General features: G+C 68.0%; 9 protein-coding genes and 1 rRNA gene. 8 read left to right on the top strand and 2 right to left on the bottom strand.

Annotated features, from left to right (window positions below):
- The first annotated feature begins 97 nt into the window (after positions 1–97).
- Genes FGW37_RS23835 through FGW37_RS23850 form a run of 4 tightly spaced genes read left to right on the top strand, consistent with a single transcriptional unit; the run spans position 98 to position 4,964 of the window.
- Positions 98–2,323: a polyribonucleotide nucleotidyltransferase gene (locus tag FGW37_RS23835; protein WP_168094147.1), complete on the top strand. Its 2,226-nt coding sequence runs from the start codon at positions 98–100 to the stop codon at positions 2,321–2,323.
- The gene (locus tag FGW37_RS23840; RefSeq protein ID WP_179082907.1) at positions 2,320–3,699 is read left to right on the top strand and encodes a M16 family metallopeptidase; all 1,380 of its coding nucleotides are present in this window, start codon (positions 2,320–2,322) and stop codon (positions 3,697–3,699) included. Before FGW37_RS23835 ends, FGW37_RS23840 begins: the two co-directional genes overlap by 4 nt.
- Positions 3,700–3,744: 45 nt before the next feature.
- Positions 3,745–4,497 carry a 4-hydroxy-tetrahydrodipicolinate reductase gene (gene dapB, locus FGW37_RS23845; RefSeq protein ID WP_179082908.1) on the top strand — a complete coding sequence of 251 codons (753 nt, stop codon included), beginning with the start codon at positions 3,745–3,747 and terminating at the stop codon, positions 4,495–4,497.
- Positions 4,498–4,502: 5 nt separating this feature from the next.
- The gene (locus FGW37_RS23850) at positions 4,503–4,964 is read left to right on the top strand and encodes a hypothetical protein (RefSeq protein ID WP_179082909.1); all 462 of its coding nucleotides are present in this window, start codon (positions 4,503–4,505) and stop codon (positions 4,962–4,964) included.
- A gap of 159 nt (positions 4,965–5,123) precedes the next feature.
- Here FGW37_RS23850 and FGW37_RS23855 read toward each other — a convergent pair whose 3' ends face one another.
- Both FGW37_RS23855 and FGW37_RS23860 read right to left on the bottom strand, forming a co-directional pair.
- Positions 5,124–5,687 (bottom strand): hypothetical protein, encoded by a 564-nt coding sequence (locus FGW37_RS23855; RefSeq protein ID WP_179082910.1) that lies wholly within the window; start codon positions 5,685–5,687, stop codon positions 5,124–5,126.
- Positions 5,688–5,811: 124 nt separating this feature from the next.
- Positions 5,812–6,054, bottom strand: coding sequence for a hypothetical protein (locus FGW37_RS23860; RefSeq protein ID WP_179082911.1), 243 nt, complete (start codon positions 6,052–6,054; stop codon positions 5,812–5,814).
- A 213-nt stretch (positions 6,055–6,267) separates the two neighbouring features.
- Here FGW37_RS23860 and thyX point away from each other — a divergent pair, with 213 nt between their 5' ends.
- The 4 genes from thyX to FGW37_RS23880 all read left to right on the top strand — a co-directional run bounded on the left by thyX (position 6,268) and on the right by FGW37_RS23880 (position 12,096).
- Entirely contained in the window at positions 6,268–7,008 is a 741-nt protein-coding gene (thyX, locus tag FGW37_RS23865) for an FAD-dependent thymidylate synthase (RefSeq protein ID WP_179082912.1), read from the top strand.
- 216 nt (positions 7,009–7,224) lie between these two features.
- On the top strand, positions 7,225–8,127 hold the full coding sequence (dapA, locus tag FGW37_RS23870; RefSeq protein WP_179082913.1) for a 4-hydroxy-tetrahydrodipicolinate synthase: 903 nt from the start codon (positions 7,225–7,227) through the stop codon (positions 8,125–8,127).
- Between the two features lie 186 nt (positions 8,128–8,313).
- Positions 8,314–9,999 (top strand): ribonuclease J, encoded by a 1,686-nt coding sequence (locus FGW37_RS23875; RefSeq protein ID WP_179082914.1) that lies wholly within the window; start codon positions 8,314–8,316, stop codon positions 9,997–9,999.
- Positions 10,000–10,572: 573 nt separating this feature from the next.
- Positions 10,573–12,096: ribosomal RNA gene (locus tag FGW37_RS23880) — 16S ribosomal RNA — on the top strand.
- Positions 12,097–12,296 lie beyond the last annotated feature (200 nt).

Consider the following 12,296-nt stretch of genomic DNA (forward strand, 5'->3'; position numbering starts at 1 on the left):
AAATCCGGGTGCTTCGATCGAAGACCGGCCAGCACAGACGCTCCTCCACCACCGTCCCCGCCACACGGGCCGGGACGTAGACGAGGAGATATCCCTGGTGGAGAACGAGACCCACTACGCCGAGGCCGTCATCGACAACGGCGCCTTCGGTACCCGCACCATCCGCTTCGAGACGGGCCGCCTGGCCAAGCAGGCCGCCGGTTCCGCCGTGGCGTACCTGGACGACGACACCATGGTGCTGTCGGCCACCTCCGCTTCCAAGAAGCCCAAGGACCAGCTCGACTTCTTCCCCCTGACGGTGGACGTCGAGGAGCGCATGTACGCGGCCGGCAAGATCCCCGGCTCCTTCTTCCGTCGTGAGGGCCGCCCCTCCGAGGACGCGGTCCTCACCTGCCGCCTGATCGACCGCCCGCTGCGCCCCTCCTTCAAGAAGGGCCTGCGCAACGAGATCCAGATCGTCGAGACGGTCATGGCGCTCAACCCCGACCACCTCTACGACGTGGTCGCGATCAACGCCGCCTCCTGCTCCACGCAGCTCGCGGGCCTGCCCTTCTCCGGTCCGATCGGCGCCACCCGCGTCGCTCTGATCAAGGGCCAGTGGGTCGCGTTCCCGACCCACACCGAGCTCGAGGACGCCGTCTTCGACATGGTGGTGGCCGGCCGCGTCCTGGAGGACGGCGACGTCGCGATCATGATGGTCGAGGCCGAGGCCACCGAGAAGACCGTCCAGCTGGTCAAGGACGGCGCAGACGCCCCCACCGAGGAGGTCGTCGCCGCCGGTCTCGAGGCCGCGAAGCCCTTCATCAAGGTGCTGTGCCGCGCCCAGTCCGAGCTCGCCTCCAAGGCCGCCAAGCCCGAGGGTGAGTTCCCGGTCTTCCTGGACTACCAGGACGACGTCCTGGCCGCCCTGACCAAGGCCGTCCGCGACGAGCTCGCCCAGGCGCTCACCATCGCCGGCAAGCAGGAGCGCGAGACCGAGATCGACCGCGTCAAGGAGCTCGCCGCCGAGAAGCTCCTGCCGGAGTTCGAGGGCCGCGAGAAGGAGATCTCCGCCGCGTACCGCTCGCTGACCAAGTCCCTGGTCCGTGAGCGCGTCATCAAGGAGAAGAAGCGCATCGACGGCCGTGGCGTGACGGACATCCGTACGCTCGCCGCCGAGGTCGAGGCCATCCCGCGCGTGCACGGCTCCGCCCTGTTCGAGCGTGGCGAGACCCAGATCCTGGGCGTCACCACCCTCAACATGCTCCGCATGGAGCAGCAGCTGGACACCCTCTCCCCGGTGACCCGCAAGCGCTACATGCACAACTACAACTTCCCGCCGTACTCCGTCGGCGAGACCGGCCGCGTCGGTTCGCCGAAGCGCCGCGAGATCGGCCACGGCGCCCTGGCCGAGCGGGCCATCGTGCCCGTGCTGCCGACGCGCGAGGAGTTCCCCTACGCCATCCGCCAGGTCTCCGAGGCGCTGGGCTCCAACGGCTCGACGTCCATGGGCTCGGTCTGCGCCTCCACCATGTCGCTGCTGAACGCCGGTGTGCCCCTGAAGGCCCCCGTCGCCGGTATCGCCATGGGCCTGATCTCCCAGGAGATCGACGGCAAGACGCACTACGTCGCCCTCACCGACATCCTCGGTGCGGAGGACGCCTTCGGCGACATGGACTTCAAGGTCGCCGGCACCAAGGAGTTCGTGACCGCCCTCCAGCTCGACACCAAGCTGGACGGCATCCCGGCCTCCGTCCTGGCCGCGGCCCTCAAGCAGGCCCGCGACGCCCGCCTCCACATCCTCGACGTGATGATGGAAGCGATCGACACGCCGGACGAGATGTCCCCCAACGCCCCGCGGATCATCACCGTCAAGATCCCCGTGGACAAGATCGGTGAGGTCATCGGCCCCAAGGGCAAGATGATCAACCAGATCCAGGAGGACACCGGCGCCGAGATCACGATCGAGGACGACGGCACCATCTACATCGGTGCCGCCGACGGCCCGGCCGCCGAGGCCGCCCGCGCCACGATCAACGGCATCGCCAACCCGACCATGCCCGAGGTCGGCGAGCGCTACCTGGGTACGGTCGTCAAGACCACCACCTTCGGCGCCTTCGTCTCCCTCATGCCGGGCAAGGACGGTCTGCTGCACATCTCGCAGATCCGCAAGCTCGCCGGCGGCAAGCGCGTGGAGAACGTCGAGGACGTGCTCGGCGTGGGCCAGAAGGTCCAGGTCGAGATCGCCGAGATCGACCAGCGCGGCAAGCTCTCCCTCATCCCCGTCATCGAGGGCGAGGACGGCGACAAGGCCGACGAGACCAAGGACGAGTCCGCCAAGTGACGTCCCGTAGTACACGGAAGACGGCCCGCACCTCCTCGGAGGGGCGGGCCGTCGCCCGTACCCAAACGCTCCTCAAGGGCGAGAACGGCATCGGCACGGTCCGCCGCACCACCCTCCCGGGCGGCCTGCGCATCGTCACCGAGACGCTGCCGTCCGTGCGCTCCGCGACCTTCGGCATCTGGGCCAACGTCGGCTCCCGCGACGAGACCCCGGCCCTCAACGGTGCCACCCACTACCTGGAGCACCTGCTCTTCAAGGGCACGGCCAAGCGCAGCGCGCTCGACATCTCCTCGGCCATCGACGCCGTCGGCGGCGAGATGAACGCGTTCACGGCCAAGGAGTACACGTGCTACTACGCGCGCGTGCTCGACACCGACCTGCCGCTGGCCATCGACGTCGTCTGCGACATGCTCACCGGATCGCTGATCGACGCCGCCGACGTCGACGCCGAGCGCGGCGTGATCCTCGAAGAGATCGCGATGACGGAGGACGACCCCGGCGACTGCGTGCACGACCTGTTCGCGCACACCATGCTGGGCGACACGCCCCTGGGCCGCCCCGTCCTCGGCACGGTCGACACCATCAACGCCCTCACGCGCGACCAGATCGCCCGCTTCTACAAGAAGCACTACGACCCGACGCGCCTCGTCGTGGCCGCCGCGGGCAACGTCGACCACGCCAAGGTCGTCCGCCAGGTGCGCGCCGCCTTCGACCGGGCCGGCGCCCTGGGCCGTACGGACGCCACGCCCGTCGGCCCGCGCTCCGGCGCCCGTACGATCCGCACCGCCGGCCGCGTGGAGGTGCTCGGCCGTAAGACCGAGCAGGCGCACGTCGTCCTCGGCATGCCCGGCCTGTCGCGCACGGACGACCGCCGCTGGGCGCTCGGCGTGCTCAACACCGCCCTCGGCGGCGGCATGAGCTCGCGGCTCTTCCAGGAGGTCCGGGAGAAGCGCGGCCTGGCCTACTCGGTCTACTCCTACACCTCGGGCTACGCCGACTGCGGCCTCTTCGGCGTCTACGCCGGCTGCCGCCCGAGCCAGGTCCACGACGTCCTGAAGATCTGCCGCGACGAGCTCGACAAGGTCGCGTCGGAGGGGCTGCCGGACGAGGAGATCAGCCGCGCCGTGGGGCAGCTCGCGGGCTCCACCGTCCTCGGCCTGGAGGACACCGGTGCGCTCATGAACCGCATCGGCAAGAGCGAGCTGTGCTGGGGCGACCAGATGTCTGTCGACGACATGCTGGCCCGCATCTCGGCCGTCACCCCGGACGAGGTCCGTGAGGTGGCCCGCGATGTACTGGGACAGCGTCCTTCGCTGTCCGTCATCGGCCCGCTGAAGGACAAGCAGGCCGCGCGCCTGCACGAGGCCGTTTCTTAGTTCACCGCGGGAAGTAGTTCACCGCTGTAGAGGGAAGCAGGGACGATGAGCAAGCTGCGCGTCGCGGTCATCGGAGCCAAGGGCCGCATCGGCTCCGAGGCCGTACGGGCCGTCGAAGCCGCCGAGGACATGGAGCTGGTGGCCGCGCTGGGCCGGGGAGACAAGCTGGAGGCCTTGACCGAGGCGGGAGCCCAGGTCGCGGTCGAGCTGACGCACCCCGACTCGGTCATGGACAACCTCGAGTTCTGCGTGCGCAACGGCATCCACGGCGTCGTCGGCACCACTGGCTGGACCGAGGAGCGCCTCGCGCAGCTGAACTCCTGGCTCGACGCCTCGCCGTCGACCGGTGTGCTCATCGCCCCGAACTTCTCCATCGGGGCCGTCCTGACCATGTCCTTCGCCCGCCAGGCGGCCCGCTTCTTCGAGTCCGTCGAGGTCGTCGAGCTGCACCACCCCAACAAGGCCGACGCCCCTTCCGGCACGGCCACCCGCACCGCGCAGCTCATCGCCGCCGCACGGCGCGAGGCGGGCTGTGCCCCGCAGCCCGACGCCACCACGACCGCCCTGGAGGGTGCGCGCGGCGCGGACGTCGACGGGGTGCCCGTGCACGCCGTACGGCTCCGCGGCCTCCTGGCCCACCAGGAGGTGCTCTTCGGCGACACCGGCGAGACGCTCACCATCCGGCACGACTCGCTGCACCACAGCTGCTTCATGCCGGGCATCCTGCTCGGCGCACGGCGCGTCACCACGACCCCGGGCCTGACGTTCGGCCTGGAACACTTCCTGGACCTGGGCTGAGCACCGTGCGCGCCAAAATCGTCTACTTCGCCCTGGCCGCCGTCCTGGTCGTCTACTTCGTCCTGGTCGGCAGCCGCGGAGTGATGCTCATCGAGCAGGGCACGGCCGTCACCATCGCCTTCGGGGCGGCTGTGCTGGTCCTGCCGTTCATCGGCGCCTGGTTCCTCTACCAGACCACCAAGTTCGCGCGCGACGCCAACCGGCTGGCGCGGGAGCTGGAGGCCGAGGGCGGGCTGCCGGTGGACGAGCTGGTGCGCACCCCCAGTGGGCGCATCGACCGGGACTCCGCGGACGCGGTCTTCGCCAAGCGCAAGGCCGAGACGGAGGACACCCCGTCGGACTGGCGCACCTGGTTCCGGCTGGCCGTCGCCTACCACGACGCCCGGGACACCCCCCGCGCCCGCAAGGCCATGCAGCGGGCGATCGCCCTGCACGACAGGAAGCCGGTGCGGGCGGACGCCGTATAGGGCGCTGCGACGTCCTGCGGAGGCGGCGTGGGGCCACCGCATGGGGCGCGCTGCACGGGCCACCGCATGGGGCGGTGCACGGGGCCGCTCCGCATGGGGCTCCGCATGGGGCACCGCATGGGGCGGCGTGCGCCCGGCTCGCCGCCGGGCGGCACCGCGTCAGCGGCGGAAGTCCGCCGCCCAGCCCTCGACCGCGTCGCACGCCATCGCGAACGCCTGCGGGCGCCCGAGGAAGTCCGCCCCGTGGTCGGTGACCAGGGTCGGCAGGGGGCTGCCGCCCGCGCGCTCCACGACGACCGCCTGCCCCTGCACGGTGCGGGGGAGCCCCAGCCACCGCACGGGCTGCTGCGCGGTGCGCACGGCCGTCACCTCGGCCCAGGGCACCGTCTTCGCGGACAGCAGCCCCACGTGGCGCAGCCCGTGCTCGCTCACCCAGGCCCCGGCCCGCACCAGGCGCACGGCCAGGGCGATCACCAGGACGGCGACGGCGACGCAGATGCCCGCCCCGGGCAGGGAACCGGCCACGGCAATGATCATGGCGGCGAACAGCACGTACGAGGCGAGCAGCAGCAACAGCGCGGTGGCGCCGACGCGCCACGGCCCCGGACGGTAGGGACGGCGCCAGCGGGCGAGGTCCTCGTCCCAGGCGGGCGGGGCGGCGGCCCCGGCGGCAGGCGCGCGCTCCTCGGCGTCGCGGTCAGCGGTCAGAAAGGGCAGGGGCACGAATTTCCTCACTCGTCAGCAAGCACGCTCGAACGGCTGTGCCCGGTGAGGCTATAGAAAAGGGCGGGACCCGAGCACACCAGGGTCGGTGCGCCGGATCCCGCCCGTCATGATCACCCGCAGGTCAGCGGCCGTCCGAGGTCTCGGAACGCTGCGACTGGTGCGTGTCCTGCGGGCTCGGCTGCAGCGACGGCATTCCGAACAGCAGCGCTCCGACCAGCCCCGTCGTCACCGTGAGGCCCACGAGCACGCGGCCGGCTATCTGCGAGCGGCTGGCGCGTTCTCGGGGCGGCGGCGTGACGTTGCTGCGGTAGCGCTCTGCCTCGGCGACGAAGGCGAACGGCACGGGCTCTCGCCGGCGGAACATGATGGGGGCTCTCCTAGGAACCTCGAAAAATCTGTTGTCGTACGTAAGGACGATCAAAGCGCGCCGCCGGTGCCCGTTTTCGCCGACTTCTGTGAAAAATCTCAACCAGTGAGCAGCTTGCCCCGTCGCGGCGGGGTCGTCGGCCGCCGAGTGTCAGTGGCGGCCCGTAGGCTGGGCGCCGCCCCGAGCCACGCAACTGGAAGGACCCCGCCGGTGACCGACAGCCCCACCGAGACCGCCAAGCCCACATTCCGCGGCGACGTGACCGTCGAGCTGGTCAAGCACAGCGCTGCCGACTCCGATGTGCTGTGGGCGGCCCGCGTCTCCACCGCCGGCGAGCAGTCCCTGGAAGAGATCACCAAGGACCCGGAGCGGTCCAAGGGGCTGATCAACTACCTGATGCGCGACCGCCACGGCAGCCCCTTCGAGCACAACTCGATGACCTTCTTCATCAGTGCGCCGATCTTCGTCTTCCGCGAGTTCATGCGCCACCGCGTGGGCTGGTCGTACAACGAGGAGTCGGGTCGCTACCGCGAGCTGCAGCCCGTCTTCTACGTGCCGGACGCCGAGCGCAAGCTCGTCCAGGAGGGCCGCCCCGGCAAGTACGTCTTCGTCGAGGGCACCGACGCGCAGCACGAGCTGACCACGCGCGTCATGGAGGACACCTACCGCGAGGCCTACGAGGCCTACCAGGAGATGCTGGCCGCCGGCGTGGCCCGCGAGGTCGCGCGCTCGGTCCTCCCGGTCGGCCTGTTCTCCTCGATGTACGCCACGTGCAACGCCCGCTCCCTGATGCACTTCCTCGGCCTGCGCACGCAGCACGAGCAGGCGGCCGTGCCGTCCTTCCCGCAGCGGGAGATCGAGATGGTCGGCGAGAAGATGGAGGCGGAGTGGGCGAAGCTCATGCCCCTCACGTACGCCGCGTTCAACAAGAACGGCCGTATCGCCCCCTGACCGGGCCGACCCCGGGCCCGGCGGCCTCGGCACCGGCTCCCGGGGGTGCCGTACGGCCCGGTAACTACGGTGTCCGTATTGCGGCTTTTCGCGGCTTTAATCTAGTCTGAAAAGACGGACCCGGCACTGCTTGAACCCCCGAGCAGGCAGTGCCGGGATCCCTTTGGCACTCCCCGAGGGGGCACCTCACGGTGAGCAACGAGTAGCGTGACCCTCATGGCTCCGACCTCCACACCGCAGACGCCCTTCGGGCGGGTCCTGACCGCCATGGTCACGCCCTTCACCGCTGACGGTGCCCTCGACCTCGACGGCGCTCAGCGGCTCGCCACCCACCTCGTGGACGCCGGTAACGACGGCCTCATCGTCAACGGCACCACCGGCGAGTCCCCCACCACCAGCGATGCGGAGAAAGCCCAGCTCGTACGGGCCGTGGTCGAGGCGGTCGGAGACCGCGCCCACGTCGTCGCCGGAGCCGGAACCAACCACACGCACCACAGCGCCGAGCTGGCCCGCGCCGCCGAGAAGGCGGGCGCCCACGGCCTCCTCGTCGTCACGCCGTACTACAACAAGCCCCCGCAGGAGGGCCTGGTCCGGCACTTCACCGCCGTCGCCGACGCCACCGGCCTGCCGGTGATGCTCTACGACATCCCGGGCCGCAGCGGCGTCGCCATCGACACCGAGACCCTCGTCCGGCTGGCGGACCACCCCCGCATCGTCGCCAACAAGGACGCCAAGGGCGACCTGGCAGCGACGAGCTGGGCCATCGCCCGCTCCGGACTCGCCTGGTACTCCGGCGACGACATGCTGAACCTGCCGCAGCTCGCCGTCGGCGCCGCAGGCTTCGTCTCGGTCGCCGGCCACTTCGTCGCCGCCGACCTGCGCGCCATGACCGAGGCCCACCTGGCCGGTGACGTCCGCAAGGCCACCGAGATCCACCAGAAGCTGCTCCCCGTCTTCACGGGCCTCTTCCGCACCCAGGGCGTCATGACCACCAAGGCCGGCCTGGCCCTGCAGGGACTGCCCGCCGGCCCCGTGCGGCTGCCGCTCGTCGAGCTCACCGAGCAGGAGACCGAGCAGCTCCGGCGCGACCTCACGGCCGGCGGCGTCCAGCTCGGCTGAACCGCCGCCGAGGACCGGGCACCGTCCGGTCCGCCCAGGACTTCACAACTGAATACACCGGATGAAAACGCCGGAACCCACAACTGAAGATCCACAACTGAAGATCCCAAAACAACTGCAAGTGCACGAAGGTCACGCGCGCCATATGTCCTGCGGGCATGTGGCGTGCGTGGTGAGGAGAGTCTTTTGAGCCACCCGCATCCTGAACTCGGTCCCCCGCCCAAGCTCCCCGAGGGCGGCCTGCGCGTCACCCCGCTCGGTGGCCTGGGGGAGATCGGCCGCAATATGACGGTCTTCGAATACGGCGGCCGCCTGCTGATCGTCGACTGCGGAGTGCTCTTCCCTGAGGAGGAGCAGCCCGGAATCGACCTGATCCTGCCCGACTTCTCGTCCATCCGTGACCGCCTCGACGACATCGACGGCATCGTGCTCACGCACGGTCACGAGGACCACATCGGCGGCGTCCCCTACCTGCTCCGCGAGAAGCCGGACATCCCGCTGATCGGCTCCAAGCTGACCTTGGCCCTCATCGAGGCCAAGCTGCAGGAGCACCGCATCCGCCCGTACACCCTCGAGGTCGTCGAGGGCCACCGCGAGCGCATCGGCCCCTTCGACTGCGAGTTCATCGCGGTCAACCACTCCATCCCGGACGCGCTGGCCGTCGCCATCCGCACCCCCGCCGGCATGGCCGTGCACACCGGTGACTTCAAGATGGACCAGCTCCCGCTGGACCGTCGCCTCACCGACCTGCCGGCCTTCGCCAAGCTGGGAGAGGAGGGCATCGACCTGCTGCTCGTGGACTCCACGAACGCCGAGGTCCCGGGGTTCGTCCCGCCCGAGCGCGACATCTCCAACGTCCTGCGCCAGGTGTTCGCCGGCGCCCAGAAGCGCATCATCGTGGCGAGCTTCGCCAGCCACGTGCACCGCATCCAGCAGATCCTGGACGCGGCGCACGAGTACGGGCGCCGCGTCGCCTTCGTCGGCCGCTCGATGGTCCGCAACATGGGCATCGCCCGTGACCTGGGCTACCTGCGGATCCCCGCCGGTCTCGTCGTGGACGTCAAGACGCTCGACGACCTGCCGGACGACGAGGTCGTGCTGGTGTGCACCGGCTCCCAGGGCGAGCCGATGGCGGCCCTGTCCCGGATGGCCAACCGCGACCACCAGATCCGGATCGTCCAGGGCGACACCGTCATCCTGGCCTCGTCCCTCATCCCGGGCAACGAGAACGCGGTCTACCGCGTGATCAACGGCCTGACCCGCTGGGGCGCGAACGTCGTCCACAAGGGCAACGCCCGGGTGCACGTCTCCGGTCACGCCTCCGCGGGCGAGCTGCTGTACTTCTACAACATCTGCAAGCCCAGGAACCTCATGCCGGTGCACGGCGAGTGGCGTCACCTGCGGGCCAACGCGGAGCTCGGCGCGCTGACGGGCGTTCCCAAGAACCACATCGTGATCGCCGAGGACGGCGTCGTCGTGGACCTGGTGAACGGCTCGGCGAAGATCGTCGGCAAGGTCCAGGCGGGCTACGTGTACGTGGACGGCCTCTCGGTCGGCGACGTCACGGAGACCTCGCTCAAGGACCGCCGCATCCTCGGCGACGAGGGCATCATCTCCGTCTTCGTCGTGGTCGACAGCACGACGGGCAAGGTGGTGAGCGGCCCGCAGATCCAGGCACGCGGTTCCGGCATCGAGGACGCCGCGTTCTCGGCGGTCGTCCCGAGGATCGAGGAAGTGATCGCCAAGTCCGCCTCCGACGGCGTCGTGGAGCCGCACCAGCTCCAGCAGCTCGTCCGCCGGACGATGGGCAAGTGGGTCTCCGACACCTACCGCAGGCGCCCGATGATCCTGCCCGTGGTCGTCGAGGTCTGACCCGGGAACGAGGCGTCTCTGACGCTTCGTCAACCGAACGGACGGCCGCCCCGGTGCCGATTTGCATCCGGGCGCGGCCGTCCAGTAGGTTTACGGCTCCACCGCAAGGGGAACCCCGACACGTTCGTGAACGTGAAGGATCGTTCAGATGGCGGTGGGGAATCCCGACCGGATCGATCTGATAAAGTCGGGATCACCGCCGGAAAGCGAAAGCTGAAAGGCGAAACCCCGCTCCAACAGGGGGCCGGAAACGGAATTCGGACCGGAAACGGGCCGGAAAACGGATCTGGTAAGGTGGGAAACAACGAAGGGAAGCGCCCGGAGGAAAGCCCGAGAGGGTGAGTACAAAGGAAGCGTCCGTTCCTTGAGAACTCAACAGCGTGCCAAAAGTCAACGCCAGACTATAAAATACCCCGTCCTCGGTCAGTTTTGACCGGGACGCGGTTCCTTTGAAAGTCCTGCCGGTCCTTCGGGATTGCGCAGGCAACACAGCGAGGACGCTGTGAACGACCGGGATTATTCCTCCTGGTCGTTCCGCTCAACGCGAGTGTCACACCCGATTACGGGTAAACATTCACGGAGAGTTTGATCCTGGCTCAGGACGAACGCTGGCGGCGTGCTTAACACATGCAAGTCGAACGATGAAGCCCTTCGGGGTGGATTAGTGGCGAACGGGTGAGTAACACGTGGGCAATCTGCCCTGCACTCTGGGACAAGCCCTGGAAACGGGGTCTAATACCGGATACGACCTGCCGAGGCATCTCGGCGGGTGGAAAGCTCCGGCGGTGCAGGATGAGCCCGCGGCCTATCAGCTTGTTGGTGGGGTAATGGCCTACCAAGGCGACGACGGGTAGCCGGCCTGAGAGGGCGACCGGCCACACTGGGACTGAGACACGGCCCAGACTCCTACGGGAGGCAGCAGTGGGGAATATTGCACAATGGGCGAAAGCCTGATGCAGCGACGCCGCGTGAGGGATGACGGCCTTCGGGTTGTAAACCTCTTTCAGCAGGGAAGAAGCGAAAGTGACGGTACCTGCAGAAGAAGCGCCGGCTAACTACGTGCCAGCAGCCGCGGTAATACGTAGGGCGCAAGCGTTGTCCGGAATTATTGGGCGTAAAGAGCTCGTAGGCGGCTTGTCACGTCGGATGTGAAAGCCCGGGGCTTAACCCCGGGTCTGCATTCGATACGGGCAGGCTAGAGTTCGGTAGGGGAGATCGGAATTCCTGGTGTAGCGGTGAAATGCGCAGATATCAGGAGGAACACCGGTGGCGAAGGCGGATCTCTGGGCCGATACTGACGCTGAGGAGCGAAAGCGTGGGGAGCGAACAGGATTAGATACCCTGGTAGTCCACGCCGTAAACGTTGGGAACTAGGTGTGGGCGACATTCCACGTCGTCCGTGCCGCAGCTAACGCATTAAGTTCCCCGCCTGGGGAGTACGGCCGCAAGGCTAAAACTCAAAGGAATTGACGGGGGCCCGCACAAGCAGCGGAGCATGTGGCTTAATTCGACGCAACGCGAAGAACCTTACCAAGGCTTGACATACACCGGAAACACCTAGAGATAGGTGCCCCCTTGTGGTCGGTGTACAGGTGGTGCATGGCTGTCGTCAGCTCGTGTCGTGAGATGTTGGGTTAAGTCCCGCAACGAGCGCAACCCTTGTCCTGTGTTGCCAGCATGCCCTTCGGGGTGATGGGGACTCACAGGAGACTGCCGGGGTCAACTCGGAGGAAGGTGGGGACGACGTCAAGTCATCATGCCCCTTATGTCTTGGGCTGCACACGTGCTACAATGGCCGGTACAATGAGCTGCGATACCGCGAGGTGGAGCGAATCTCAAAAAGCCGGTCTCAGTTCGGATTGGGGTCTGCAACTCGACCCCATGAAGTTGGAGTTGCTAGTAATCGCAGATCAGCATTGCTGCGGTGAATACGTTCCCGGGCCTTGTACACACCGCCCGTCACGTCACGAAAGTCGGTAACACCCGAAGCCGGTGGCCCAACCCTTGTGGAGGGAGCCGTCGAAGGTGGGACTGGCGATTGGGACGAAGTCGTAACAAGGTAGCCGTACCGGAAGGTGCGGCTGGATCACCTCCTTTCTAAGGAGCATATGGCCGACTGCGAGCGAATGACTCGCACGGTTGCTCATGGGTGGAACGTTGACTATTCGGCACAGTCGTGAGGGATCACTAGTACTGCTTCGGCGTGGAACGTGAATCCTGAGGGGCTGGGCCGGGCACGCTGTTGGGTATCTGAGGGTACGAGCGTGAGCTCGTCCTTCGCGATGCCGGCCCCAGTG

Source organism: Streptomyces rectiverticillatus (assembly GCF_013394065.1).
Classification (GTDB): Bacteria; Actinomycetota; Actinomycetes; order Streptomycetales; family Streptomycetaceae; genus Streptomyces; species Streptomyces rectiverticillatus.